Annotated in this window: 18 protein-coding genes, 1 pseudogene and 1 riboswitch; of the genes and pseudogenes, 6 read left to right on the forward strand and 13 right to left on the reverse strand. The window is 59.4% G+C overall.

Features of this window, described 5'->3' with window-relative positions; genetic code table 11:
• Positions 1 to 11 precede the first annotated feature (11 nt).
• The 12 genes from ACF8MC_RS03735 to ACF8MC_RS03790 all read right to left on the reverse strand — a co-directional run bounded on the left by ACF8MC_RS03735 (position 12) and on the right by ACF8MC_RS03790 (position 18,166).
• Positions 12 to 2,678: a nitrate reductase gene (locus tag ACF8MC_RS03735; RefSeq protein WP_164104948.1), complete on the reverse strand. Its 2,667-nt coding sequence runs from the start codon at positions 2,676 to 2,678 to the stop codon at positions 12 to 14.
• Positions 2,675 to 6,874 carry a nitrite reductase large subunit NirB gene (nirB, locus tag ACF8MC_RS03740; protein WP_164104947.1) on the reverse strand — a complete coding sequence of 1,400 codons (4,200 nt, stop codon included), beginning with the start codon at positions 6,872 to 6,874 and terminating at the stop codon, positions 2,675 to 2,677. Before nirB ends, ACF8MC_RS03735 begins: the two co-directional genes overlap by 4 nt.
• Before the next feature lie 21 nt (positions 6,875 to 6,895).
• Positions 6,896 to 7,693: an ABC transporter ATP-binding protein gene (locus ACF8MC_RS03745; RefSeq protein ID WP_033653153.1), complete on the reverse strand. Its 798-nt coding sequence runs from the start codon at positions 7,691 to 7,693 to the stop codon at positions 6,896 to 6,898.
• A gap of 9 nt (positions 7,694 to 7,702) precedes the next feature.
• A complete protein-coding gene (gene ntrB / locus ACF8MC_RS03750; RefSeq protein ID WP_164104946.1) occupies positions 7,703 to 8,623 on the reverse strand; it encodes a nitrate ABC transporter permease in 921 nt (306 codons plus the stop codon).
• A 12-nt stretch (positions 8,624 to 8,635) separates the two neighbouring features.
• Positions 8,636 to 9,898 (reverse strand): CmpA/NrtA family ABC transporter substrate-binding protein, encoded by a 1,263-nt coding sequence (locus ACF8MC_RS03755; RefSeq protein ID WP_047567472.1) that lies wholly within the window; start codon positions 9,896 to 9,898, stop codon positions 8,636 to 8,638.
• Positions 9,899 to 10,165: 267 nt separating this feature from the next.
• On the reverse strand, positions 10,166 to 11,395 hold the full coding sequence (locus ACF8MC_RS03760; RefSeq protein ID WP_033653155.1) for a nitrate regulatory protein: 1,230 nt from the start codon (positions 11,393 to 11,395) through the stop codon (positions 10,166 to 10,168).
• 85 nt (positions 11,396 to 11,480) lie between these two features.
• Complete coding sequence (locus ACF8MC_RS03765; RefSeq protein WP_060425757.1) at positions 11,481 to 13,016, reverse strand: phospholipase D family protein; 1,536 nt, start codon at positions 13,014 to 13,016, stop codon at positions 11,481 to 11,483.
• 86 nt (positions 13,017 to 13,102) lie between these two features.
• The gene (locus ACF8MC_RS03770) at positions 13,103 to 13,894 is read right to left on the reverse strand and encodes a helix-turn-helix domain-containing protein (RefSeq protein WP_049196970.1); all 792 of its coding nucleotides are present in this window, start codon (positions 13,892 to 13,894) and stop codon (positions 13,103 to 13,105) included.
• Between the two features lie 351 nt (positions 13,895 to 14,245).
• Positions 14,246 to 14,563, reverse strand: coding sequence for a cupin domain-containing protein (locus tag ACF8MC_RS03775; protein WP_015377878.1), 318 nt, complete (start codon positions 14,561 to 14,563; stop codon positions 14,246 to 14,248).
• 342 nt (positions 14,564 to 14,905) lie between these two features.
• Positions 14,906 to 15,313: a DUF2000 domain-containing protein gene (locus tag ACF8MC_RS03780; RefSeq protein WP_060425755.1), complete on the reverse strand. Its 408-nt coding sequence runs from the start codon at positions 15,311 to 15,313 to the stop codon at positions 14,906 to 14,908.
• 52 nt (positions 15,314 to 15,365) lie between these two features.
• Complete coding sequence (locus ACF8MC_RS03785; RefSeq protein WP_033648316.1) at positions 15,366 to 16,214, reverse strand: AraC family transcriptional regulator; 849 nt, start codon at positions 16,212 to 16,214, stop codon at positions 15,366 to 15,368.
• A 71-nt stretch (positions 16,215 to 16,285) separates the two neighbouring features.
• Positions 16,286 to 18,166, reverse strand: coding sequence for a diguanylate cyclase domain-containing protein (locus ACF8MC_RS03790; protein ID WP_164104945.1), 1,881 nt, complete (start codon positions 18,164 to 18,166; stop codon positions 16,286 to 16,288).
• Between the two features lie 179 nt (positions 18,167 to 18,345).
• Positions 18,346 to 18,421: riboswitch (Fluoride riboswitch) on the forward strand.
• Positions 18,422 to 18,461: 40 nt separating this feature from the next.
• On the opposite strand from ACF8MC_RS03790, the pseudogene ACF8MC_RS03795 reads away from it, so the two are divergent.
• The 3 genes and pseudogenes from ACF8MC_RS03795 to eno all read left to right on the forward strand — a co-directional run bounded on the left by ACF8MC_RS03795 (position 18,462) and on the right by eno (position 21,158).
• A pseudogene (locus ACF8MC_RS03795) lies at positions 18,462 to 19,426 on the forward strand (DHHA2 domain-containing protein).
• Between the two features lie 3 nt (positions 19,427 to 19,429).
• Positions 19,430 to 19,858 (forward strand): universal stress protein, encoded by a 429-nt coding sequence (locus tag ACF8MC_RS03800; protein WP_164104944.1) that lies wholly within the window; start codon positions 19,430 to 19,432, stop codon positions 19,856 to 19,858.
• 16 nt (positions 19,859 to 19,874) lie between these two features.
• Complete coding sequence (gene eno, locus ACF8MC_RS03805; RefSeq protein WP_060436315.1) at positions 19,875 to 21,158, forward strand: phosphopyruvate hydratase; 1,284 nt, start codon at positions 19,875 to 19,877, stop codon at positions 21,156 to 21,158.
• On the opposite strand, the gene ACF8MC_RS03810 is transcribed toward eno, so the two are convergent.
• The gene (locus ACF8MC_RS03810; RefSeq protein WP_049196976.1) at positions 21,145 to 21,567 is read right to left on the reverse strand and encodes a MerR family transcriptional regulator; all 423 of its coding nucleotides are present in this window, start codon (positions 21,565 to 21,567) and stop codon (positions 21,145 to 21,147) included. The two genes, eno and ACF8MC_RS03810, sit on opposite strands and share 14 nt — an antisense overlap.
• Before the next feature lie 71 nt (positions 21,568 to 21,638).
• On the opposite strand from ACF8MC_RS03810, the gene ACF8MC_RS03815 reads away from it, so the two are divergent.
• The 3 genes from ACF8MC_RS03815 to ACF8MC_RS03825 all read left to right on the forward strand — a co-directional run bounded on the left by ACF8MC_RS03815 (position 21,639) and on the right by ACF8MC_RS03825 (position 26,236).
• Positions 21,639 to 22,859: an NADH:flavin oxidoreductase/NADH oxidase family protein gene (locus ACF8MC_RS03815; RefSeq protein WP_164104943.1), complete on the forward strand. Its 1,221-nt coding sequence runs from the start codon at positions 21,639 to 21,641 to the stop codon at positions 22,857 to 22,859.
• Positions 22,860 to 23,365: 506 nt separating this feature from the next.
• Positions 23,366 to 24,748, forward strand: a complete 1,383-nt coding sequence (locus ACF8MC_RS03820) for a diaminobutyrate--2-oxoglutarate transaminase (protein ID WP_072010260.1) — start codon at positions 23,366 to 23,368, stop codon at positions 24,746 to 24,748.
• Positions 24,749 to 24,766: 18 nt separating this feature from the next.
• Entirely contained in the window at positions 24,767 to 26,236 is a 1,470-nt protein-coding gene (locus tag ACF8MC_RS03825) for an aspartate aminotransferase family protein (protein WP_049235091.1), read from the forward strand.
• Positions 26,237 to 26,277: the final 41 nt, after the last annotated feature.

A 26,277-nucleotide genomic window follows, 5' to 3' on the forward strand; every position in this document is an offset into this window, starting at 1 on the left:
GTTGCTAGTTTTCATGGGCGTTCTTCCATCGTCAGGGCGGCCAGCTGGCCGGCAATAAACGTTTTCAGCTCCGGCACGCAGGAGCCGCAGTTAGTGCCACATTTCAGCTTTGAGCCGAGCTGTTGCACGCTGTGGCATCCCTGCCGCACGGCGTCGACAATCTGCGCTTCGCCAACAGAAAAACAGCTGCAAATCATTTTGCCGGTGGCGGCCTTATGGCTGCCGGCCTGGCCCGCCAGTAACGCCAGCCGCTGCGGTGCCGTGTCCGGCGGGGTGATAAAGGCAGACAGTATCGCTTGCCTGTCCGGCAGCAGTGGGCTTCGGCGCGCGTAAAATGCCAGCTGCAGTTCGCCCTGCGCCCACACCAGCAGGTTGAAGCCCTCATCCCCCATCCGGGCGCTCTGGCAGGTTTTCCCCTCCAGCGGATAATGTTCATTCAGCCACGCCATCCACTCCTCCTGGAGCGAAGAATCCGCTAACGTAAAATGCGTGACGCCCGGTTGGGTGATGCGGCTCCAGTAGGCGGTGGCAGGCGCGGCGATCCCCTCTCCCCGAATAAACAGCTCTGCATACCAAGCCGCTTTCCATTTCGTCAGATTGACCGGCATATGCTTACTTTCCGGTTGCCCGGAAAGAGGATCGGTAACGGGAGCTATCAGCGCATCGACCCGGGCCTGCCGGCTAAAATGGCTGTTCCAATGGATCGGCACGAAAATACTGCCGCGAGGCTGAAGATGATCGGGTTGCGCGCGTAACAGCAGCCAGCCATGGGATGAGGTTACACGCAGCAACTCACCCGCCTGAATGCCCGGCGCATCATCCGGATGAAACTGACAGTACGGCTCGCTGATATGCTGCATCAGGCGAGCAGACTTGCCGGTTCGCGTCATGGTGTGCCACTGGTCGCGCACCCTTCCGGTGTTCATGATCAGCGGATAAGCCGCAGTGGGCTGGCTGGCGGGCAGCGCCGGGGTGACGGCGATCAACCGCGCTTTACCGTCAGGGTGAAAAAAGGTTTTATCTGTAAATAGTCGCGGCGTACCCTGCGGCCGTGCGGCATTAACCGGCCACTGGATCGGCTGCAGGGTATCCCATTCTTCATTGGACAACTGCGCCAGCCCGCTGATGTCAAACGCCCGAGTGCCTGCATTTTCAAAGCCGGACAAGGCCGCATGTTCGCGGAAAATATCTGCCGGATGCTGCCAGGCAAAGGCCTCCGCAAACCCCAGCCGCTGCGCAACCTGGCTGAGGATCCACCAGTCAGGTTTGGCCTCCCCAGGTGCAGCCAGAAACGCGCGTTGCCGGGAGATACAGCGTTCCGAATTGGTCACCGTGCCATTTTTCTCCCCCCAGCCCAAGGCGGGCAGCAGAATATGCGCGGCGCGGGTGGTGTCCGTGTCACGCAGAATGTCGGACACAATAACCAGAGGACAACGCGCCAGACCGGCCCGCACGCGATCGGCATCCGGAAGTGACACCAGCGGATTGGTGCCCATGATCCAGACGGCTTTTATCTCTCCCTTCTCGATAGCGCGGAAGAGATCGATGGCATTGAGTCCAGGGCTCTGCGCGACGTTATCGCTGTGCCAGAAACGCCCGACCCGTGTAATCTCTTCGGCGGTAAATCCCATATGGCAGGCCAGCTGGTTTGCCAGCCCGCCGACTTCACGTCCGCCCATCGCATTCGGCTGGCCCGTTATCGAAAATGGCCCGCTGCCAGCGTGTCCAATCTGGCCGGTTGCCAGATGCAGGTTAATTATCGCGTTGCATTTGTCGACGCCCGAACTGGACTGGTTGATCCCCATCGAATACAGCGTGACCAGCCGCTGGCTCCGGGCTATCCGTTGATAAAACGCCTGTAATTGCGAGGAGGCGATCCCGCAATAGTCCGCCGTCTTCTCCAGGCTCCACGCTTTTGCTGTCTGTAAGGTTTCTTCTGCCCCGCTCGTGTGGTGCTGCAGAAAAGCGGTATCCAGTTTTCCGCGCGCTGCCATCTCGTTCAGTGCGCCGCAGAACAGCGCCGCATCGCTGCTCGGACGCAGTGCCAGATGCAGATCGGCAATATCACAGGTGGCGGTCTTACGCGGATCAACGACGATAATCTGCATCTCCGGCCTCTCCGCTTTGGCTTTCGCCAGCCGCTGATACACCACCGGATGCGCCCAGGCGGTGTTCGAACCTACCAGAATAACGCAGTCTGCCTGCTCCAGATCATCATAATTGCAGGGGACGGCATCGGCGCCGAACGCCCGCTTGTAGCCCACCACGGCGGAGGCCATGCACAACCTGGAGTTGGTATCCATGTTGCCCGCCCCGATAAACCCTTTCATCAGCTTGTTGGCGACGTAGTAATCCTCCGTTAGCAGCTGGCCCGAGCCATAAAACGCGACCGACTGCGGTCCATGCTCGTCAATCGTCGCCTGTAGCCCTTGTGCGACAGCGTCTAACGCCTGCGGCCAGCTCACGGGTTGATGATGGATTTCAGGCTGGAGCAGACGCCCCTGTAAGCTCAGCGTTTCACCCAGCGCGCTGCCCTTCACGCACAGCCTTCCGCGATTCGCCGGATGTGCCGGGTCGCCGCTGGCGGCGAAGCCATCAGCCTGTGGCTGCATACTGACGCCGCAGCCCACGCCGCAATAGGCGCAGGTGGTTTTCACGACCGGAGACGCTGTTTTCATAGGTTGACCGTTTCAATGATTTTGGCGGACGCAACGCCCTGCATTTGTGCCTGAACCCAGACGCGGCCATCTTCCACTTTCACCGCCCAGCTTCGCAGCGCATGCGGCGAATTGTCCAGGCTGCGGCCGTCCCGTAAGCTGAAGCGCTGTTTATAGAGCGGGGAAATCACCACCGGTTCGCCTTTGACATCGCCCACGAGCCCGCGCGCCAGCACATTGGCGTCGCTGTCTGGTTCATGATTGCTCAGCGCAAAAACCTGCTGTGGATGACCGGGCAGATAGAACAGCGCAATCTGCTGGCTCGCCAGGCGCGCCGCCATTCCCGCATTCGCCGGGATGGCGCTCAGGCTGCACACTTCCACCCAGCCCGGTGCGGGCTCCTGCGTATTTTCTGCGGCAGGCACGGCGAGCATGCTGCGCTCCTCATGCGTTGCAGGCCGCAGTTGTTGACGTTCGCTCACCATCACGACCCCTTCGTCAGGGACCTCGCTGTTTACAAACGGTCTGAACAGCGCCAGGCGATCCGGCGAGGCCAGAGTGGTCTGCCATTCACACTGGTACGTCGCCACCACCGCAGACATTTCACGATCCAGTTCATCCGCAATTTGCAGGCTGTCGTCCAGAATCACCTGGCGCAGGTAGTCGATGCCCCCTTCGAGGTTATCCATCCAGGTGCTGGTGCGCTGCAGCCGGTCAGCGGTGCGGATGTAGAACATCAGTAAGCGGTCAACGGTACGAATGAGCTGCTCTGTGCTCATGTCCTGCGCCAGCAAATCAGCATGGCGGGGCTTCATTCCCCCGTTGCCGCAGACATACAGGTTCCAGCCCTTATCCGTGGCAATTACCCCCACATCTTTACTTTGGGCTTCGGCACACTCGCGGGTACAACCCGAGACGGCCATTTTGATTTTGTGAGGCGAACGCAGCCCTTTGTAGCGGTGCTCTAATTGTAGCGCGAGCGAGGTGGAGTCCTGTACGCCGTAGCGACACCAGCTCGACCCGACGCAGGATTTCACCGTACGCAGAGATTTGCCGTAGGCATGACCGGTTTCAAAACCGGCATCAACCAGCTGCTGCCAGATCTCCGGCAGTTGCTCCAGACGCGCGCCGAACAGGTCGATTCGCTGCCCTCCGGTAATTTTGGTGTAGAGCTTGTAACGCCTGGCGACTTCGCCGATGGCGATAAGCCCTTCGGGGGTTATCTCTCCCGCCGGAACGCGCGGCACGACGGAATAGGTCCCGTCCTTCTGGATATTGGCGAAATAACGATCGTTGGTGTCCTGCAGTGGCAAATGTTGCGGTTTCAACAGGTAGTCGTTCCAGCATGATGCCAGTATCGATCCGACCAGCGGCTTGCAGATTTCACACCCGCTGCCGTGGCCGTGCTTTTCAATCAGTTCCCCGAACGTGCGGATATTGCCCACCCGAACCAGGTGATAAATCTCCTGGCGCGAATACGCGAAATGCTCACAGATGTCTTTTTTCACCTCGACGCCCATGTCGGACAGCGCATATTCCATCACCTGCTTGGTGAGTGCGGCGCAGCCCCCACAGCCCGTCGCCGCTTTGGTGCAGGCTTTTATCGCCGCCATATCGTGGCAGCCGTTCTTCACGGCGTTACGGACATCGCCTTTACTGACGTTGTGGCAGGAACAAATTTGCGCGCTATCGGGCAGGGCTGCGATGCCCAGCACGGGTTTGTCTGCGCCCGACCCGGCAGGCAAAATGAGGGATTCAGGTTTGGCTGGCAGCGGCATATCGTTGAGCATCATTTGCAGCAACGTGCTGTATTCCGCGCTGTCGCCCACCAGCACCGCCCCCAGGAGCCGTTTGCGATCCTGCGATACCACGATTTTCTTATACACTTCCGCCGGACCGTCTACCCAGCTGTAGTTCTGGCTACCGGGGGAACGCCCATGCGCGTCACCAATCGATGCCACCTCAACACCAAGAAGCTTAAGTTTGGTGCTCATGTCCGCGCCCTTAAAGACGGCGTCGCCGCCCGTCAGGGTATCCGCCAGCGCGCGGGCCATCTGATAACCCGGCGCCACCAGGCCGAAGATCTGCCCGTTCCATAGCGCACATTCGCCGATCGCATAAATAGCCGGGTCGGACGTCTGGCAGCGATCGTCAATCACAATGCCGCCGCGCGGCCCCACTTCAAGCCCGCACGCTCTCGCAAGCTGATCGCGTGGGCGGATCCCTGCGGAAAATAGCACCAGATCGGTTTCCAGATAGCTGCCATCGGCAAACACCATCCGGTAATGGCTCTCCTCGCCCGCAGTAATGGCCTGGGTTTCTTTCCCGGTATGCACCTTCACGTCCAGCGCTTCAATTTTACGGCGCAGCATCGCGGCACCGCCGTCGTCGAGCTGAACCCCCATCAGCCGCGGTGCAAACTCCACCACGTGCGTATCCAGCCCGAGCTGTTTCAGCGCGTTGGCCGCCTCCAGCCCCAGTAATCCCCCGCCGACAACCACGCCCGTTTTGCCGTTTGCCGCGCAGGCCTGAATGGCCGCAAGATCGTCAAGCGTGCGGTAAACCAGGCAGCCCGGCGCATCATTGCCAGGGATCGGCGGCACAAACGGATAGGATCCTGTTGCCAGCACCAGTACATCGTAAGCCGTCTGCCGCCCCTGGTGATCGACCACAAAACGGTGTTTTGTATCAACGAGCCCGATGCTGTGCCCCAGACGCAGTTCAATCCCGGTCGATTCGAAAAATCCCTTTTCAACCATTGAGAGGGATTCCGCCGTGCGGCCAGAGAAGTATTCGGACAAATGCACACGGTCGTAGGCGGGCGAGGCCTCTTCGGCAAACACAATCACCTGGTATTGCAGATGCAGCTCACGCGCAACCAACTGCTCTAAAAAATGATGGCCTACCATGCCGTGTCCGGCCATAACCAATACGGGTTTCGACATTGAATGACTCCTCGCCACCTCGACGGGTAACGGTTCTGATTTAACAGGCTGTAAGCCAGAGGCATCCGGCTCATTACCGGGACTGAAGACGCTGAAGGGCAACGGTTGACCAGCGGGCGTGCCGATCCGCTGGAGGTATTGCGGGCCATCGCTGATATCGCCCCACAGCAACACCCCTTTCAGTTGGTTGTCGCAGAGCACCAGCCGGCGATAATGCCCGTCAAACGGGTCAAAGGTGGTATGGGTCTGAGCGCCATCGCGGCTGTGTAATTCACCGGCGCAGAACAAATTCAGGCCTGTGACCTTGAGGCGCAGCGGGACATTCTGCACCTCGAATGAAGTGGCTTTGTCGCCCCCCGCCAGCCGCGAGGCCAGCGTTTCAGCCTGCTGCCAGCACGGGGCCACCAGGCCAAAAGTGAGTTCGCCCCACTGGCAACATTCTCCAATTGCCGAGATGTGCGGGTCAGCGGTTTGCAGCTGCGGGTTCACCAGAATACCGCGATCGCACGGCAAGCCTGACCGTTGTGCCAGCGCGATGTTCGGCCGCACGCCCACGGAGAGCACGACCCGCTCCGCCGCTATTCCGCGCCCATCATTAAGATTCACCCTGCTGACGTTGCCAGCGGCATCAGCGCTGAATGACACCGTTTCAGCCTGCAAAATGACGTTGATGCCGCGTAATGAGAGCCCCTCGTGCAACAGTTTTCCGGCGTGTTCATCCAGCTGCTGATCCATCAGATGTGTGCCGCGATGTAGCAGGCTCACCCGCATTCCACGCCGCGCCAGGGCCGCCGCCGCCTCCACGCCCAGCACGCCGCCGCCGATCACCGCAACCGGTTGGCCTGCGTAGGCTCCCTGCAGAATATTTTCGACATCCTGCTGAGTGCGGAACCCGTGGATACCCGGCAATTCGACCCCAGGCAGGGGGGGCAGAAATGGCCGTGAGCCAGTGGCCAGAACCAAATGATCGTATGAATAGATCTGCCCGGCGGCCGTGACGGTGCAAGCGTGACGGTCGATTGCCGTCGCCGCCGTGCCTGCGATCAATGTGATGTTGTGATGCTCATACCACTGCGCGTCATGCGTGACTATCTGGCCAAAATCTTTCTCACCGGAAAGCACCGGCGTCAGCTGGATACGGTTGTACGCACTGTGTTTTTCATCGCCGATGATCATGATACGGTAACGATCTGGTGCGAGCTCACAGAGATATTCCACCAGTCGCACGCCTGCCATACCATTGCCGATAACGATTAGAGTCGGTTTAGCCATTGCAAAACTCCCCTCATGGAATCAGGCCACTGCCCGGTGTTTTGCATAGAGAAAATGCAGCACCTGCTGGCGATACTGGTGGAACAGAGGATCGTTCGACAAAGCCAGTCGACTGCGGGGGCGTGACAGCTCAACCTGTAACACTTCACCGACTTTCGCCGCCGGACCATTAGTCATCATCATCACGCGGTCAGACAGCAGCACCGCTTCATCAACGTCGTGGGTGATCAGCAAAATGGTGGTTTTCAGACGCGCCTGAATGTCCATAACGGCGTCCTGAAGATGCGCCCGCGTCAGCGCATCCAGCGCCCCGAAAGGTTCATCCATCAGCAAAACTTTCGGTTTCATCGCCAAGGCACGGGCGATACCGACACGCTGCTTCATGCCGCCTGAAATGGCGCCCGGGCGCTTATCGGCCGCATGCTCCATGTGCACCAGTTCGAGATTGTGCAAAATCCAGTCGTGCATTTCGCTTTTGTTCATCTGGTCTTTAAAGACCTGCCGCACCGCCAGTTCGACATTCTCAAAAGCGGTTAACCATGGCAGCAGCGAATGGTTCTGGAAGACGACCCCGCGCTCTGGCCCCGGCCCGGTAATCTCTTTGTTGTCGCACAGCAGCACGCCTTCCGTCGGGCGACTCAGCCCGGCAATCAAATTCAGCAGGGTCGATTTTCCGCAGCCTGAGTGGCCAATCAGGCTGACCGTTTCGCCTTCTGCGATATCAAAGCTGACGTTATCGAGCGCCAGAAAGGTGGTTTTCGCTGAAGGAAAACGTTGAGTGACGCTCTGGACGCTGATAATCGATTTTTCTTTTTTCATCGCGGGCTCCTAGTGATTGTCGTAACTTAAGCGACGGGCAACGGCCATCAGCCCCTGCTCCAGTAACATCCCCACGGCACCAATCAGCAGAATGGCGACGATAATGTTTTCCACGTTGAGGTTGTTCCATTCGTTCCAGATCCAAAAACCGATGCCCACGCCGCCGGTCAGCATTTCAGCCGCAACAATCACCAGCCAGGCGATACCGATGGACAACCGCACCCCGGTCAGAATGTACGGCAGCATGGCAGGAAACAGGATCTTGCGCATTACGGTGAATTCGCTGAGTTTCAGCACCCGCGCAACGTTGAGATAGTCCTGCGGAATGCGCATCACCCCTTCTGCGGTATTGAGGACCATCGGCCAGATAGAACAGATGAAAATGGTCCAGGACGAGGCGGGCTCCGCGCGCTGGAACAACAGCAATCCAATCGGCAACCACGCCAGCGGGCTGACCGGGCGCAGCAGCGAGATAATGGCGTTGAACATGCTGGCGATGAAGCTGAAGCGGCCAATCAGGAACCCGGCCGGGATGCCGACCAGCGCGGCAAGCCCGAAACCAATCGCAACTCGCTGTAGCGAGGCCAGGACATTCCAGCCAATGCCCATGTCGTTTGGCCCGTTGATATAGAACGGATCGGCAAAAATCACCTTCGCCGCCTCCCAGGTCTGAGCGGGCGTCGGGAAGCCTTTACTGCTACTGGCGGCGATTTGCCACAGGAGCAGCAGCACGACGGCCCCGAGAATGGCGGGGATCATTTTCTGCATGAAGCGGCGAACGCTCGCGCGAAGCCGGACAATAAAGGTATCCGTTCTGGCTACCGGGGCGGCTCTCTCGATCGTGATCACTTCTGCGCTGGCGGGCGATTCAACGCTGACCGCGGCAGGCTCCGTCAACGTGACGACATTGGTTTTCAAATTTACGGACATCTGTGGCCTCACTTAGCGTTTCATTGCAAAACTGTTGGCGTAGTCAGCAGGGTTGCTGCCGTCCCAGACTTTGCCGTCAATCAACGTGCTGCTTCGCATGTCGCTGGATGGCAAATTGATCCCGCCAACCGCGGCGGCAGCTTGTTTGTAGACGTCAATACGGTTAATTTTTTGGGCGATACCGAGGTAGTCAGGATCGCTGTCCAGCAATCCCCAGCGCTTCTGCTGAGTCAGGAACCACATGCCATCGGAGAGATACGGATAATTGACCGCGCCATCGTTGAAGAAGCGCATGCGGTGGGCATCTTTCCACGTTTTCCCCAGCCCATTTTCGTAGTCGCCGAGCATCCGCCCCTGAATCGTCTTGAGTGGCGTGTTGATGTACGCCCGCGCCGCAACGACCTGAGCGGTTTCACTACGATTGGCATCAGAGGTGTCTATCCAGCGGGAGGCATCCAGCACCGCGGCGGTCAGCGCGCGAGCCGCATTCGGGTTTTCAGTCACCCAGGCAGAGGTTGTGCCGAGCACTTTTTCCGGATGATCCGGCCAGATTTCCTGTGAGGTGACAGCAGTGAAACCAATGCCGTCCTGAATCGCGCGCTGGTTCCAGGGTTCCCCCACGCAAAAACCGCTCATATTGCCGATTTTCATGTTCATGACCATTTGCGGCGGAGGCACCACGACATTGCGCACGTCGTTAAAGGGATGGATACCGGCGTTTGCCAGCCAGTAGTAAAGCCACATCGCGTGCGTGCCGGTCGGGAACGTCTGCGCAAAGGTATAGGTCCCCTTCGCACTGGCCTGGACCACTTTTTGTAGCGATGCAGCATCCGTCACGCCCGCCTGCTTTAACTGCTCAGAGAGCGTAATGGCCTGTCCGTTCTGGTTGAGAGACATCAGCATCGCCATCTCATGCTGCGGGCCGGACACGCCAAGCTGCAGGCCATAGAGCATCCCATACAGAACATGCGCCGCATCCAGCTCGCCAGACACCAGTTTGTCGCGTACTGACGCCCAGCTCGACTCCTTGCTCGGGATGATTTTAATGCCGTACTTCTCATCAAATTTCTTTACCGCCGCCATCACCACTGAGGAGCAGTCGGTCAGGGGAATGAACCCGACGCGAATCTCTTTCTTCTCTGGCGTGTCGGAACCGGCAGCCCAGACCCGGTTCATGAATCCTGACATCAACATGCTGCCGCCGAGCACCGCACTCCCCGCAAGAAAGCAGCGGCGGGAGAGTTGTCCCGGAGTCTTTTTGTCGTCTTGTGTCATCAGGGCTTCCCGTTAGGTTGAAAAATGGAAAAAAAAAAGCGTCCAGTTAGCGCTCAGTTCCCTGAACGCTAACGGACGCCTTTATCCGTAATGCTGACTAAACCGCCATTGGTTTAGTGCTGTTGCTATTAAAAAGAATGCAGCTTGTGTGCCAACCTGCGGTATCAAAAAAATCAGAGGGTTAGCCTTATTCTGTCGCTTTGACGCCCTTTCTGGTGCACCGGAACTGCACATCCTGCACAGCGTAATTGCACACAGAAGGTGCAGTTATTGGCCCGGTTTGTGCCCGTTTTTGCCTAACAGCGCAGATACGGCAAGCATCGCGTCAGCAATTTCCGAAAGTTTCTTATTCTGATTCATTGCCATCTCAAGCAGTGCCTTATGCGCCTGGGGTTCCGTTAAGCCCTGATGCTGCATCAGCAGGCCCTTTGCCCGCTCAACCAGCTTACGCTCGGTCAGCGTGACGCGAAGTTGAGAAAGTTCTGCATCGAGCGCCTGCAGCTGGCGGGACTGCTGTTCAACAAGCTCAAGAACCGAACGACTAAGCTGCGGCGAGAGTAGCGCGGAGTAATGGCTTTCAGACTGCGGGATTTGGTCAATATTCTGCTGCTGAAGCGCAAGGGCGGCCTGTGCTTCACGGATACGCTGGCGGCAGGAGGCCATCAGAGCCGCTTGCAGCTCATCCTCCACCACTTTCATTCCATCGATTCGCGCCGTCGCAACGTCAAACCAGCGTAATGCGGTATCCGTCGTCTCACCGCCAGGCCTGACGCGCGTGCAGGCAATTCGCCTGAAACGTTCAAATTCACTGCTGTCCTGGTTCATCTGCTGCCGCCACATTGCCAGACAGCGGGGAGCCGCGAATTCCATGAAGGTCTGAAAGCAGCGCTCCTGGCTCTCGATTAAGCCTGTGAATTGCTGTTGCGCGATGACATCAAAATGCCCTGCCGCAAAACCGGCGGCGGCCGTGGCCCGCTCTTGTGCGGCCAGCTCTTTTCCCTGCATAAAACTGAACATCGCCAGCAATGCCCGTGAAATTGACGGATCGCCGGAGATATCCGCCGTTTCGAAGACCAGTGACAAATGCGAGCGAATCACCTCGTTGTAGGCATTCATGGCATCAGGCTGACTGATAGACAGTCCAAGAACCTGCTGACGCAGTTGCGGTAACGTACTGAGGCTATGCAACACCGAGGCAATGCGGCTGAGTAATCGCGGTGCATTCGCCAGGTTGGGGCCGGTAAGATCCTGAGACGCAAGCCACTGACTGACGGCCTCCTCTGCCTTCCGGACCTCCAGTGCCCGCTCACTCAGTTGCTTTCCCCAGGTGTTCCCATGAGAACATAAGAAGATGTTCGAGGTGCCTCGTTCCCGTTGCAGTGCGTGGATCATCAGGCTGACCGCACCAACCAGTTCACCCAGTTGCAACAGCTGCTGCAAACCCGCGATTTCGCTTTTTTTCGACGCCTGTACAAAGCTCAGAGCAGAAAGGGCCATGGAGTAACCTGCTGATAAGAGGAGACTCCTGGATAAAGCAAGAAACGTGCCTGAGACAGGGGCGCTTTTCCCTCCCGCCGCGCCGTTACAGCATCCATTCGATCGGCAGCCAGCCGGCCACGATGAGAACGATGCGTTTTACCCAGCCGGCGCCGGGCTCTTGCTGATGGATCTCGGTGTGGCCGTCTTCGAAGGCTTCGTTCCAGACCATTTTGCCCGCGGGCGTCAGCGCCGGGCGGTAGGCGGCGTACTCGAGCGGGCCATCAAACAGCTGGCGGGTGTCGGCCGCCAGCGTCGGGCTGTCGATCAAGAAGCCCATTTCGCAGTTCAGGTGCGCCGATCGCGGATCGAAATTGAACGAGCCGATAAACACCCGTTTATCGTCGATGGCGAAGGTTTTCGCGTGCAGCGCCGCGCCGGACAGCCCCAGCGGTTTGAGTTCCTGCCGCCCCGTCGGCTGGCCGGCGCGCAGCTTCAGCTCAAACAGCTCGACGCCCGCCTGCAGCAGTTCACGCCGGTATTTGGCGTAGCCGGCATGCACCACCAGCACGTCGGTGGTGTTCATCGCGTTGGTCAGCACGCGAATGGATTTTCCCTGTTTGGCGAGCGATTCAAAAAAGCTCGCCCCTTCCCGGCCCGGCACGAAATAGGCGGAGACCAGATCCAGTTGCCGGCCGACGCCGCCGATAATCTTGCTCAGCTGCGTCACCATCAAACGATCGCGCGAAGCCTTGCCCAGCCCTTTCGCCGGATCGTCGGCCACCAGCTCTACCTGGGTGAATTCCGGCTGGACGACGCCATCGCGAAAGCGCACCGCGCTGGTTTCCAGCTGCACCGCCAGTTTGCGGGCCCGTTCGCTGCTTTCGGTCGCGGTGGCCTGTGCCAGGAAGGCGGAAAGGTCGCCTTTGCCCCGGATAATCTGCTCAACGCCAAACACCGACGCGCTGTTCCAGTAGCGATCGAAGACCTCGGCGGTCTCCGCCACCACGTTGCCGACGCTCAGCACGTCGAGATCGAGGAAATAGTTTTCGTCGCCGACCTGGAAATACTCGTCGCCGATATTGCGGCCGCCGATGATCGCCACGGCGCCGTCGACGATGTAAGACTTGTTATGCATGCGCCGGTTCATGCGCATAAAGTCAAAGGCGTAGCCGGCCAGCTTCGGCGTGCGCACGGTTGACGGGTTAAACAGGCGGATCTCGACGTTTTCCTGGGCGTTCAGCGCCGCCAGGGTCTCGTCCATGGCGACGCCGTTATCGTCCAGCAACAGCCGCACGCGCACGCCGCGTTGAGCCGCGTCATACAGGGTTTTCAGCAGGATCTGCCCGGAGGTGTCGTTATGCCAGATGTAGTACTGGGCGTCGATCGACCTTTCCGCCATCCGCGCCAGCGCCAGGCGGCTGGCGAAGGCATCGTGCCCGCTGGCCAGCGGCACCACGCCGCTCAGGCCCGGATGCGCCACCATCAGTTCGGCGGCGCGCGCCGGCAGCTGGGCGGCAGGATCCGCCGGCAATGCCGCCTGCGGCAGACGCTGGGAGATATTCGGCAAACGAAAGATGACTCTGGCCGCAATAATGGCGATCGTCACGGCGAGAATCAGATACACGACAATTTTTATCACAGGAAGCGGCCTCGGAGGTTGACTGCTTTGCTTTATACGTCATTAGGTTGCTTCAATCTATAGGAGAAGCGCGCTATGCCATAAGGCTATAGCGTAAAGCGCGAAGGCGAAACACCAAACAGTTTTTTGAACGCCACCGAATAGGCGCTGTGGCTCTCGTAACCGCTTTCGAAGGCGGCGTGGATGATCGAGTGGCCGGCCAACAGCAGCGGAATGGACGACAGCAGCCGCAGGCGCTGTTTCCACTGGCCGAAGGTGATGCCGGTTTGTTGGCTGAAATGGCGTTGAAAGGTCTTTACGCTGATCGACAGTGAATCGGCCCAGGCCTCAATGCCGCGATCGTCAGCCGGCGTGATGACCAACTGCCGGCAAATCTCGGCCATTCTCGCTTCTGCCGGCCAAGGCAGGTGCAGTGCCAGCTGCGGCTGCAGGCTCAACTCCTCAAGGAACAACGCTCTGAGCAGCGCATTGCGTTGGGTCTCCGCCCCTTCGGGCGCCAGCGTCGCCAGCTGAGCGATCAGTTCTCGCAGCAGCGGTGAGACCTGCAAGACGCCGTCGCGCAGCGGCAAACGCGCGGCGGTGATTTCATCGACCAAAATCCCGTAAACGCAGATGTTGCTCTGCATGACGATCTGATGCTCTACCCCCGGCCGCAGCCAGACTGCGGTGGTGGGCGGCACGATCCAGCGCCCGCTGCTCGCCTCGACTGCCATAACGCCCTGCTGCGAATAGAGCAAATGGCAGCGCCTATGCGAGTGGTAAGGAATGACGAAGCCCGCCGGATAGTGTTTCACCAGCCCCGTCACCTCGAACGAGGAGTTTTCGTGGCTGCTGAGGTCGATGCGTTTCGTTTCGGCGTTGTCGACTTCGAATCCCATGGTCGTTTGTCCCTTTTGATAACGCGAATGTCTTTTATTTGATAGAGAGGCCGCATGATCCTCCATATAGTGACGCTGTCGCAAGCCACACCAGGGGCCTTATGCGAAGAAACTCACTATTTACACCAAAATTTCATCGTTCTGCGTAAAACGCAGGCGTTGCGCATGCGCTGCGCAATGGCGGCTCGTTGCGGGGGCGACGTGGCCGAAAGTGATGGATAGGGAAAGCGCGGTGGCATAATCAGGAGGTATACGCATCAATCAGCAGGCAGCTCAGCCCGGGGGGGCGGCTTAATGCTGAAGGGATAGGGAGAGCGCCTAGGCTCTCCTCCATCCAGAGTTGTTATTTCATCAACGGGCCAGCTCGGCACCGTCCAGCTCGGAAATCGCCAGACAAATCACTTCCGTAATGGCCTGTACCGTATAGGCGGTATTGGCAGGAATGATTAACATCTCATGGGGTTGCAACGTCTGATCGTCAACCTTCAGTTCACCGCTCAGCACCATCAGTTTCACCCAGCCCGGATGAAAACGCGCCGGTTGCCGGCTGCCCGCATCCAGCTTCAGCAACGCCGTATGGCCAGGCGTTTCCCGTTTCAAAATATGAAAGTGTACCCCATCGTAAGGCATGTTTTCGTAATGCAGTGACGCCAGTGTTCTCTTATGCATGGTAAGTGTCCTCGTGACCTGTGAGTAGCTGCTCCGCCTTCGGTCGCCGTAAAAACGATTGGCGGCTGTCCCTACCGAAAGCACAGGCTCGCAGCCTCTTGGCGAACGGATTAACTGTCGTACTTGCAGCGGCCCGACCGACCGCCGTTTCATGCCTAACCTGCCTCAGGCATGCTACTAAATATATAAGAGCCTCGCCGACGGCGCAAAAAACCGCGGTTCTTATCATTTAATGATGCCCGAACCTCATTTCAAGTGTTGCCGCCAAAGCCCCCATACCGCCATTCAGACGGCATGGGACTGGCCCCCTGCTTTCGCCGCCGGGCGGCGCACTTTCCAGCCCTAGCCGTGGAGCGCCAGGCCTTTTATCGCCTTATCCACCGCTTTCTTCGGCCCGCGCAGCCCCAGGCCGACCAAATCCAGATTGTCCGCGTCTTCAGCGCGAAAAACCTGGCGGTTGGCTTCATCGTGCCCGGTCGCGAACATGGCGTGCACATAGGGGATCAGCGTTAATTCCCGCTCCAATCCTTTGCGATGCACATTTTGCAGGCCCGGCAGATCCGCGGCGAAAATCAGCATCGGCTGCCCGGAAATGGCGCCGTAGCGTCTGCCCTGCGCATCCACGTAACGCTCGCCGATGATTTCCGGGGCCGCGGCGGCGATGCCCGTCGCCAGAAAGGCCACCACGTTCAGCCGCTGCCAGGTTGGCAGATCGTCACGCACGATAAACGCTATCTTGGTATCAAACATATTTCGCTCTACTCCGTTGTGCTGTTAAACGCGCATCATCGGAGATGGCAAGTCAACGGTATAGAACGTTTGTGCACTGGCGTTGATAGGCCGCCGGCGATAATCGGTAGGCGCGCTGGAACCAGCGGCCCAAATGGCTCTGATCGGCAAAACCCACCTGCATGGCGACCTGCGCCGGTTCTTCCCCCTGCGCCAACAGCAAGCGTGCGGCCCGCAGCCTCAACCGAACCAAATAAGCGTGCGGCGACTGGCCGAAAGCCCGGGTGAACTGGCGAGTCAGGCGGAAACGATCCAGGCCGCACTGAAGAGCAAGTTCATCCAGGCTGGGGTTATCCGCCATGTGCTCGTGCAAATAGTCCCGCAAGCGATTCATCTCAATTAAAGCGTCATCGCTTTGGGAAGTTGGCCGAACGCGAATATGGCGTGCCAAAAGCGTCAGCAGTTGATCCAGGCTTTGATCGCGCGCCAGCCGGCCTTCCCCCTGATGCAACGCAAAAAACGCCTGGTGGATCGCGGTCGCCAGCATCGGATCGTCGGTCAACGTGCTGTGGAAGGCGCCTTCCAGCACCGAAGCGTCCCCCAATCCGCGGCGGCTCATCGCGTCGGAGACCCAGCGCTGCGGCAGATAAAGCATCGCATAGGTAAACCCCTCGGCCTGCGGCGCATGGCCATCGTGCACCGCGCCCGGCTCGATCAGCATGGCGCGCCCCGGCCGGCTGGTATGCAGCGAGCGGTGGCAATGGAAACGCTGCAAGCCCTGCTGCGTGACGCCCACCAGCATTTCATCATGATCGTGAGGATCGTAGGCATGCCCCTGAAAGTGAGCGTTGACGCTCTCAATACCGGTTTCGTCATCGCGTCGCAATTCGAGCCAGTCTTTATGTTGATGATTTGACGCCATGCAATCAGTCCGGAGTTCTGCTCACAGGAAAAGAAAAAACAGCTTACCCTGACACCGCCGCGGTTGCACGCTCACAGCTCGCAGATGGCGTAAGTGCCCTTTCCGGCCGATTTCGCCTGATACATCGCGCCGTCGGCGCGGGTCAGCAGCATCTCCTCCGTCACATCGCCGCGTGGGGAAATGGCCGCGCCGATGCTGGCGGAAAGCCGTACCTTCTGCGGCCCGATCTGCGTAATTGTGGCCAGTTGCGCCAACACGTTTTCGCAAAACTCGCTGACCTCGCGCCGCGGATCCGTCAACGGCCACAGGATCACCGTGAACTCGTCACCGGCCAGACGCGAGACGCTGTGGCGCTCGCCGGCGCAGGCGCTGAGCAACGTGGCGAAGGTTTTCAGGATCGCGTCGCCGAAATCATGGCCATAGCTGTCGTTAAGGGTTTTGAAGCCGTCGAGATCGATAAACAGCAGCGCCATCTGCCGCTGATGGCAACAGGCCTGCAGCGTGCCCGACAACCGGCGCAGAAACGCGCGGCGGTTGGTCAATCCGGTCAGCATGTCGTGGGTCGCGTCATATTCCAGCCGCTGCTGCAGCCGCTTCAGTTCGGTGATGTCCATGGCGAGAATGTAAAAGCCCTGCGCTTCGCACGGCACCAGCGTGGTGTGGATCATCAGCAGCCCCTGCCGGGTCTGCAGCTCATTCTCAAAACTCACCATTTCGCCCGCGAGGGCCCGTTCGATCATCGGCTTTGCTATCCGATAAACGCTTTCCCCCATGAAATCGCGCACCGTCATCCCCCTGAGGCTGGACTCCTCCAGACCGAACCAGGTTTTGTAGGCGCTGTTGGCGAACAGGTAGCGTTCATTGCCGTCGATCTGGCTGATTAAGGCCGGCATGTTGTCGGTAATGGCGCGCAGACGCTCCTTCTCCGCACTGAGCTGATATTCGGCGAGCACGCGGGTTTCAATCTCTTCGTTGAGTTTTTTGACCACCACGTTCAGCTCCCGCGTGCGGGTTTCGACGCGTTCCTCCAGCTCATGCTGCAACGCGAACAGATCGGCCTCGGCCGCCTTGCGCTCGCTGATATCGACGATAACCGAGATGAAATGGTCCGGTTTGCCGTTCGGCAAGCGATTGAGCGCCACCGTCAGCTGCACCCAAACGATCGAGCCGTCGGCGCGGAAATAGCGTTTTTCCATCGAGTAGGTGCTGATTTCATTTTTCAACAGCTGCTGCAGCTTTTCCAGGTCGGTATTGAGATCGAGCGGATAGGTAATGTCCTGGAAGGTGCGATCCATCAGTTCGCGCTCGGAATAGTGCAGCATTTCGCAGATGCGCGGGTTCACCCGCAGCCAATACCCCTGCAGCGAAACCAGCGCCATCCCTACCGCCGCCTGGGCGAAGGTCTGTTCGAACAGGGCCTCCGTGCGCTGCAGGTCGGACTTCAGGTTTTCGGTATAGACGTGGCGCTCAATACTTTGCAGATACTCCTCCACCACGGCGGCGAAATCATGCAGATCGGCCAGTTGTTCCGGGGAAAACGGCTGCGGGTGGCTGTCGATAATGCACAGGGTGCCGAGCGGCAGCCCGTCGAGCGACAGCAGCGGCTGCCCGACGTAGAAACCGATCCTCGGCCCGCCGATCACCAGCGGATTATCGAAAAAGCGCGGGTCGTTGGCGGTATCGGGCACCACCAGCGCTTCGCGTTGCAAGATCGCATGGCCGCAAAACGAAATATTGCGCGGCGTTTCCCGGGCATCCAGACCGTAGCGCGATAAAAACCATTGGCGATCCCGGTCGATCAGCGACACCAGCGCAATGGTCACGCCGAAGTATTTCGCCGCCAGCCGCGTGATGCGATCCAGTTTTTCCACCGAGTTTGAATCCAGCACGTTCAGCGAATTCAATACCGACAGGCGTTCGGCTTCGTTTTCGGGGAAGCAGGGTTCGAACATGTTGTCTCCCATTGTGTCACCCACGGTTCCGGCGCAGCCAGCCGGCGTGAGTCCGTTCGCCCTATCCGTCGGTAGCGACAAATATCCTTGTCCATCATAGACTCACTCAGTATCAATCCGATTGCGCATTCTCGCCAGCTTTGCCGGACGTTGCGTTTACCCCCGCGCTGCGCTACAGTCGTTCACGAGGTGATGGTGTTCCACCTTTCCCAACCGCCGCGTTCACTCGAACCGGATGATGACGCCTGATATACAACTTCGCTTTATTTTTTAGGCAGGTATGTCAGGAGTCGCTATGAATGAAATCTCACGTCTTACCCCTTTTCCGTTCCAGCCCGATGCCGTCGCGCGGGAAATGCCCCTGTACGTTTTCGGCCATAAAAATCCCGACAGCGACAGCATCTGCAGCGCGCTGGTGGTCGCGGACTGGCTCAATCACCTAGGCAAACCGGCCGTGGCTTTCCGCCTAGGCGACCTCACGCCGGAAACCCGCTACATACTGGCTGCCGCCGGCGTACAAGCACCTGCGCTGCTGACAGACGATCTCCGTGACCGCAAAGTCTGGCTGGTCGACTTTACCGATATCGAACAAGGCCCGGCCTCATTGCCCGACAGCGACGTGGTCGGCGTTATCGACCATCACCGGCTGGGCACGTTAGTCACCCGCAACCCGCCCGATGTCTGGGTGCGCGCCGTCGGCTGTTGCGCCACCGTGATCCTGCAGATCCTGACGGCAGAAAGGCCGATGCCACTTAGCGCCGCGCAGGCCACTTGCTGCTGGGAGCTATCCTGAGCGACACCGTCGCGCTCAGTGCGCCGACCACCACGGAACAGGATCGGCTGGCGGTCACCCGGTTGCGCGCAATCTCTCACGTCGACTATGACGCTTTCATCGCCGGGCTGCTGGCCGCCAAAACCGATCTCTCCGGGCAATCCGCCCCGCAGTTGCTGCAGCGCGACGCCAAGAATTACCGCATCCATACCGTTTCGCTGCTGCTGTCGCAGATAGAAGTGCGGGCCATGAGCGACATCGATCCGCTGTTGCCCGCACTGCAACAGGCGCTTGAACAAGCGAAGCAGGAAGCCGGGCTGGAGATGGCTGCACTATTGGTCACCGATATCACCCGCCGCCGCTCCACCCTGTATTTCTCGTCGAACCGGGTGCTCGGCATTCGTCAGGTATCGCTGCCCGATATGACGAGCCGAAAAAAAGAGGTTTTACCGTGGTTAACCATCCAGATCGCTAACGCAGGGAGATAAGTCATGCCGCTCTATCAACACGCTTTACTGCTGGTACAGGATGAACGCGACGGCCGGCTGCTGTTGCGCCATGCCGAACGCCTCAATAAGCAGATGAATACGCGCATTACCGTGGCGCACATCAGCGCCGACTATGCCGAGCTGGACTACCTCAGCGATGCGCAAACCAAAGATCGCCAGTCCAGCGAGGTGATCGCCGCCAAAGCCATGCTCAGCCGCCTGGTGGAAGACTGCTCAATCCCCCTGGAGGTGCGCGCAATCGTCAGCATCCATCGCTTCAAAGACGTCGAAGCCCTGATTGCCCGTGAAGGCGTCGATCTTTTGTTGCTCGGCCATCAGAACCGTCCGTTTGGCGTCTTTGCCTCCTTCGGTTTCGAATTCATCAACCATTTATCCATCGACGTGCTGATAAAACACGTTCCCACTCCCTAGAACGAGGTGACTACCCATGAGCTATGAGATTGAAAGCGTAACCGCCAGAGAGATCCTGGATTCGCGCGGCAACCCGACCGTCGAAGTTGACATGAGCGCGGCGGGCGTCGTGGCCCGGGCTTCGGTGCCTTCGGGAGCCAGCACCGGGTCGCGCGAGGCGGTGGAGCACCGCGACGGCGATCCGCACCGTTTCGGCGGCAAAGGCGTACTGGAGGCGGTGCACAGCGTCAAAACGGCGATCAATGAGGCGCTACTCGGGGTGGATGTGCGCCAACAGGCGGAGATTGACCGCCGGCTGATCGCGCTGGACGGCAGCGAGAACAAGAGCCGATTGGGGGCCAACGCCCTGCTCGGCGTTTCTCTGGCCGCCGCCCGCCTCGCGGCGCAATTGTCGCAGCTGCCGCTGTATCGTTATCTGGGCGGCATCGGCGCCAACCTGCTGCCGGTGCCCTGCATGAATATCATCAACGGCGGCGTGCACGCCCGGTGGCAAGGGGCGGACTTTCAGGAGTTTATGATAGCTCCCCTGGGCGCGCCGTCGCTGCGCGAGGCCGTGCGCTGGGGTAGTGAAGTTTATCAGGCGCTACGCCAAATCCTGTTGGAAAAAGGCCTGTCGGTCGGCGTCGGTGACGAAGGCGGTTTCGCGCCGGCGGTCGCCTCAAATCGCCAGCCGCTCGAGCTGATCGTGCAGGCGATAGAAAAAGCCGGCTACCGGCCGGGAGAAGATATCGCGATCTGCATGGATCCGGCCTCGAGCGAATTCTACGCAGACGGCAAGTACCGTCTGCGCAGCGAGAACCTCGAGTTGGACGCAGCCCAGATGACGGCCTATTACCAACGGCTGGTGCAGGACTTCCCCATCGTGCTGATTGAAGACGGCTTGGCCGAAGACGATTGGGCCGGCTGGCGTATTCTGAGCGATGCCCTGGGCGACCAGGTGGAGCTGGTCGGCGACGATCTGTTCGTCACCAACGTGAAATACATCCAGCGCGGGATTGATGAACGGTTGGCCAATGCGGCGCTGATCAAGCTGAACCAGATCGGCACGCTGAGCGAAACCTTCGCCGCCGTACAGCTCTGCCAGGCGAACGGCTGGGGCACCTTTATCTCGCACCGCAGCGGTGAAACCGTCGACAGCTTTATCGCCGACATGACGATCGCGATGCGAGCCGGCCATCTGAAAACCGGCGCGCCGAGCCGCGGCGAGCGCATCGAAAAATACAATCAGCTGATGCGCATCGAAGACCAGTTGGGCGCCGCGGCGGTGTATGCCGGGCGTTCCGCCTTTAAACGCCGCTAAGCTTTGCCGGCCGGGCCGGCGATGCGTCGGCCTGTTTTTCGCCCTTGGTTTGGCACAGCCCTGCCACACCGGACGCCAATAAGGTCAGCCGGGTCGTCAGCAAGGTTTCTCGTTGTTCATTCAGCGTGGCCATCATCAGCTCGATCTCCGCCAGCCGTTCATCGACGCCACGTATCAACCCATCCTGATAAGCGCTGCCCTGCAGCGCCAGCACCCGTTGGATCGCCTGCAGCGAAAAACCCAGATTCTGGCCGATTTGGATCAGGTGCAAACGCTCCAGCGCGCTGTCGCCGTACACCCGATAGCCGTTGACGCCGCGCACCGGTTTCGGCAACAACCCCAACTGCTCGTAGTAGCGTATCGCCGAGGCGGCCATGCCGGCGCGCTGCGCCAATTCTCCGATCTTCATGCCCTATTGACCTTAAAGTTAACTTTAAACCTAGTATAGCGCCATTCCCCGTACGACAGGAGCGCAAACCGATGTTTACCCCACTGACACTGCCCAACGGCAGCCGTTTATCCAACCGTCTGGCCAAGGCGGCGATGGAAGAAAATCTGGCCGCCCCGGGCCAATTGCCCGGCCCGGCGCTGTGGCGCTTATACCGCTACTGGGCCGAAGGCGGCGCCGGCTTGATCATCACCGGCAACGTGATGATCGACGGCCGCGCCATGACCGGCCCCGGCGGCGTGGTGCTGGAACAGGACACGCCGCTCGCCCCGTTCGAAACCTGGGCCAAGGCCGCGCGCCAGGGCGGCGCGCAGGTGTGGATGCAGCTTAACCACCCGGGCCGGCAGGTGATGGCGAACATGGGCGGTAACGCGTGGGCGCCCTCCGCCATCCCGCTGGCGATGGGCAAGCACAGCAAGCTGTTCGCCCAGCCGCAGGCGATGGATGCAGCGCAGATTGCCGAGGTGATCGCGCGCTTCGCCGCCAGCGCGCACGCCGCCGAACAGGCCGGTTTTACCGGCGTGGAGATCCACGCGGCGCACGGCTATCTGATTTCCCAGTTTCTCTCGCCGCTGACCAACCAGCGCAACGATCGCTGGGGCGGCGAGTTGGCGAACCGCGCCCGGTTGCTGCTGGAGGTAGTGCGTGCGGTGCGCGAGCGCGTCTCGCCGGAATTTTGCGTGGCGGTCAAACTGAACTCCGCCGATTTCCAGCGCGGCGGTTTTTCATCGGACGATGCCCGCCAGGTGGTGCTGATGTTGAACGAGTTGCCGGTCGATCTGATCGAACTGTCCGGCGGCAGCTACGAAAGCCCGGCGATGCAAGGCGACACGGCGGACGGCCGCACTCTGGCGCGCGAAGCCTATTTTCTGACCTTCGCCCGCGATCTTGCCGCCGTCGCGCGCATGCCGGTGATGACCACCGGCGGCATCGCCCGCCCGTCGGTGGCGCAGCGGGTGCTGGACAGCGGCGTCGCGGTCGTCGGCATCGCTACCGCCATGGCGGAAATGCCCGATCTGCCGCGGCACTGGCAAACCGGCGCGGCCCCCCATGCGCTGCCTGCCCCGATCACCTGGCGCAGCAAGGTGATGGCGTCGCTCGCCCGCATGGCGTTGGTCAAGCGCCGGATGCGCGCGTTGAGTGACGATCGGCCGCGCAATGTGCGCTACTCGCCGCTGTTCACGCTGGTCGTCGATCAGTGGCGTACCCGCCGTATCCTGCAGCGTTACCACGCCTGGTTACGGCAACGTTAATGACCGCGGCGCCGGCAGACACGCCGGCGGCCGCACAAAAATCCCGCTTTTTTGATCGCGCTACGTAAAATCTGCAAGAAATCACCGCTCTGGATACTGCGCTTTTAACGCTCGGCTGCTTATATTCATCACAAATTTTGTGTATATAACCGCTTTAGGACTTAAGGTGGTGAATAGATGAAAATAAGCCGCTATTTTCTATTTATGTTATTAATCGGAAATTCACCTTAATAATAAATGCATTAAAGAAGCAGCCAAAGGAAAGCAGAAAAGCATTTTTACGTAATGTTAAAGAAATGTTGTTTTTTGCCGGCAAAACCAACGGTCAACAAATCAACAACATATTGATGAGCCTAAGAAAAAACTAAACAATTCAAAACAAAATCGGCTATTGAGTCCCAGGCGAAAAAGCCATATATTGGTCGCGCTTTTCACAAGGCAGTTACTTTTCTAATTCATTAATTCAATCGTTGCGTCTTGAGACCTTCGGTTGTAGGAGAGATATGATGACGGATAAAGTCCGTATTGATACTTTAGTTGCAAACTCATTAAACGGAAACAATGAAACCTATTTGGCGCGCCAAGCCGAATTTGAGTCGAATGTTAGGAGTTATCCGCGCAAATTGCCGTTGGCAATTGCGAAAGCCCAGGGCGTTTGGATCACTGATGTTGAGAATAATCAATATCTTGATTGCCTGGCCGGGGCGGGAACGTTGGCTCTTGGACATAATCACCCCGACGTCCTGCAAAGCATCCAAAATGTCATTACCAGCGGCTTGCCGTTACATACTCTCGATCTCACGACCCCATTAAAAGATCGTTTCTCCGATTACCTGCTCTCTCTGTTGCCGGGCGAAGGCAAAGAATATTGCCTGCAGTTCTGCGGCCCGTCCGGCGCCGATGCGGTGGAAGCCGCGCTGAAGCTGGCGAAAAAGCACACCGGCCGTTCTGGCGTGATCAGCTTCTCCGGCGGTTATCACGGCATGACCCACGGCGCGCTGTCGGTCACCGGCAACCTGTCGCCGAAGGCGGCGATCAACGGCATGATGCCGGAAGTGCAGTTCATGCCTTACCCGCATGAATACCGCTGCCCGCTGGGCATCGGCGGCGAAGCCGGCGTCAAGGCGCTGACCTACTACTTCGACAACCTGATCAACGACGTGGAAAGCGGCGTGCGCAAACCGGCGGCGGTGATCCTGGAAGCCGTTCAGGGCGAAGGCGGCGTTAACCCGGCGCCGGCCGAGTGGCTGCAGCGCATCCGCAAAGTGACGCAGGAGCATGGCATTCTGCTGATCATCGACGAAGTTCAGGCCGGTTTCGCCCGTACGGGCAAACTGTTCGCCTTCGAACACGCGGGCATCGAGCCGGACATCATCGTGATGTCGAAAGCGGTCGGCGGCGGCTTGCCGCTCGCGGTGCTGGGCATCAAGAAAGAGTTCGACGCCTGGGAACCGGGTCACCACACCGGCACCTTCCGCGGCAACCAGCTGGCGATGGCCACCGGCCTGACCACCCTGCAATACCTGAAAGAGCACCAGGTCGCCGACAAAGTGGCCGCGCAGGGCGAGTGGCTGAAAGGCAAACTGGCCGAGCTGCAGAAACGGTATCCGGTGATCGGTCACGTCCGCGGCCTGGGCCTGATGATCGGCATCGAGATCGTCAAGCCGAACGAAGCGCAGGATCACATGGGCTGCTACCCGGCCGATGGCGAGCTGTCCGCGTTGCTGCAGAAAAAGTGCTTCGAATCCGGTTTGATCCTGGAGCGCGGCGGGCGCAATGGTTGCGTGCTGCGTCTGCTGCCTTCCCTGCTGATCACCAACGATGAGCTGGGTATTTTCCTGGATAAATTTGAGCAGGCGCTGTTGGCCGCCGGCGTCAAGCCAGTCTGATTGGAGCGAATGACCGCGATGTCCAAGTTAAACCCGATTCTGGCTTCCTCGGCGCACAGCGCCGAGGCTTACCGCCAGGCGATCGCGCAGAGCAGTGAAGCCGTCGTGCAGTGGCTGCAACAGCCCGAGATGTATCAGGGCAAAAGCGTTGCCGAACTGCGCGAACGCATCAAGCTCGACTTCACCCCGCAAGGCCTGGGCAACCAGGCGGCGATCGATCGCGCCATCGAGTACTTTTTGAAAGACAGCCTGTCGGTGCACCACCCGCAGTGCGTGGCGCACCTGCACTGCCCGAGCCTGGTGATAAGCCAGGCCGCCGAAGTGCTGATCAACGCCACCAACCAGAGCATGGATTCCTGGGATCAGAGCCCGTCGGCCACGCTGATCGAAATGAAGCTGATCGAATGGCTGCGCGCCCAGGTTGGTTACCAGCCCGGCGACGCCGGGGTGTTCACCAGCGGCGGCACCCAGAGCAACCTGATGGGGCTGATGCTGGCGCGCGATGCATTCTTCGCGCGTCAGGGCCACTCCGTGCAGCAGGACGGCCTGGTGGGCGATCTGCGCAAGCTGAAGGTGTTCTGTTCTGAAAATGCCCACTTCTCGGTGCAGAAGAACATGGCGCTGATGGGCCTCGGCTATCAATCCGTCACCCTGGTGAAAACCGATCGCTTCGCCCGCATGGACGTGAACGATCTGACGGAAAAACTGGCGCAGGCCAAGGCCAACGGCGAGCAGGTGATGGCGATTGTCGCCACCGCCGGCACCACCGACGCCGGTGCCATTGACCCGCTGCGCGACATCGCGCGGCTGGCGGCGCAGCAGCAGATTTGGGTACACGTGGATGCGGCCTGGGGCGGCGCGCTGCTGCTTTCCGAGCAGTACCGCGACTACCTGGACGGCTTGGAACTGGTGGACTCCATTACCCTGGACTTCCACAAGCAGTTCTTCCAGACCATCAGCTGCGGCGCCTTCCTGCTGAAAGACGAGCGTCACTATGAGCTGATGCGCTATCAGGCGGCCTACCTGAACTCCGAGTTCGACGAAGCGCAAGGCGTGCCGAACCTGGTGTCCAAGTCGCTGCAAACCACCCGCCGCTTCGATGCGTTGAAGCTGTGGATGGGGCTGGAGGCGCTGGGGCAGAAGCAATACGCCGAGATCATCGATCATGGCGTGACGCTGGCGCAACAGGTGGCGCGTTACATCGCCGATCAGGAATCGCTGGAACTGGTGATGCAGCCGCAGCTGGCCAGCGTGCTGTTCCGCTACCGTCCGGCGCAGCTGGCGGCGAACGGCGACGCGGCCGTCGCCCTGTTCAACCAGCGCATCGGCGACGCCCTGCTGGAATCGGGCCGCGCCAACGTCGGCGTGACCGAGTTCGATGGCGTAACCTGCCTGAAGATGACGCTGCTGAACCCGATCGTGACGCTGGAAGACATCAAGCTGTTGCTGGCGCTGGTCGAGAAAACCGCGCAGCAGCTGCCGGCGTAACGTCGCGCAGTCTGCCACTCAAGCCGATAACTTGCGTTATC

This window comes from Serratia sp. LACPHL-BACT-2024-00286 (assembly GCF_043109535.1).
GTDB lineage: Bacteria > Pseudomonadota > Gammaproteobacteria > Enterobacterales > Enterobacteriaceae > Serratia > Serratia sarumanii.

What these genes read in the sequence shown, in the direction of transcription:
- ACF8MC_RS03735 (WP_164104948.1), bottom strand. Translation starts at nt 2,678, where the DNA reads ATGAAAACAGCGTCTCCGGTCGTGAAAACCACCTGCGCCTATTGCGGC.
- nirB (WP_164104947.1), bottom strand. Translation starts at nt 6,874, where the DNA reads ATGGCTAAACCGACTCTAATCGTTATCGGCAATGGTATGGCAGGCGTG.
- ACF8MC_RS03745 (WP_033653153.1), bottom strand. Translation starts at nt 7,693, where the DNA reads ATGAAAAAAGAAAAATCGATTATCAGCGTCCAGAGCGTCACTCAACGT.
- ntrB (WP_164104946.1), bottom strand. Translation starts at nt 8,623, where the DNA reads ATGTCCGTAAATTTGAAAACCAATGTCGTCACGTTGACGGAGCCTGCC.
- ACF8MC_RS03755 (WP_047567472.1), bottom strand. Translation starts at nt 9,898, where the DNA reads ATGACACAAGACGACAAAAAGACTCCGGGACAACTCTCCCGCCGCTGC.
- ACF8MC_RS03760 (WP_033653155.1), bottom strand. Translation starts at nt 11,395, where the DNA reads ATGGCCCTTTCTGCTCTGAGCTTTGTACAGGCGTCGAAAAAAAGCGAA.
- ACF8MC_RS03770 (WP_049196970.1), bottom strand. Translation starts at nt 13,894, where the DNA reads ATGGGATTCGAAGTCGACAACGCCGAAACGAAACGCATCGACCTCAGC.
- ACF8MC_RS03775 (WP_015377878.1), bottom strand. Translation starts at nt 14,563, where the DNA reads ATGCATAAGAGAACACTGGCGTCACTGCATTACGAAAACATGCCTTAC.
- ACF8MC_RS03780 (WP_060425755.1), bottom strand. Translation starts at nt 15,313, where the DNA reads ATGTTTGATACCAAGATAGCGTTTATCGTGCGTGACGATCTGCCAACC.
- ACF8MC_RS03785 (WP_033648316.1), bottom strand. Translation starts at nt 16,214, where the DNA reads ATGGCGTCAAATCATCAACATAAAGACTGGCTCGAATTGCGACGCGAT.
- ACF8MC_RS03790 (WP_164104945.1), bottom strand. Translation starts at nt 18,166, where the DNA reads ATGTTCGAACCCTGCTTCCCCGAAAACGAAGCCGAACGCCTGTCGGTA.
- ACF8MC_RS03800 (WP_164104944.1), top strand. Translation starts at nt 19,430, where the DNA reads ATGCCGCTCTATCAACACGCTTTACTGCTGGTACAGGATGAACGCGAC.
- eno (WP_060436315.1), top strand. Translation starts at nt 19,875, where the DNA reads ATGAGCTATGAGATTGAAAGCGTAACCGCCAGAGAGATCCTGGATTCG.
- ACF8MC_RS03810 (WP_049196976.1), bottom strand. Translation starts at nt 21,567, where the DNA reads ATGAAGATCGGAGAATTGGCGCAGCGCGCCGGCATGGCCGCCTCGGCG.
- ACF8MC_RS03815 (WP_164104943.1), top strand. Translation starts at nt 21,639, where the DNA reads ATGTTTACCCCACTGACACTGCCCAACGGCAGCCGTTTATCCAACCGT.
- ACF8MC_RS03820 (WP_072010260.1), top strand. Translation starts at nt 23,366, where the DNA reads ATGACGGATAAAGTCCGTATTGATACTTTAGTTGCAAACTCATTAAAC.
- ACF8MC_RS03825 (WP_049235091.1), top strand. Translation starts at nt 24,767, where the DNA reads ATGTCCAAGTTAAACCCGATTCTGGCTTCCTCGGCGCACAGCGCCGAG.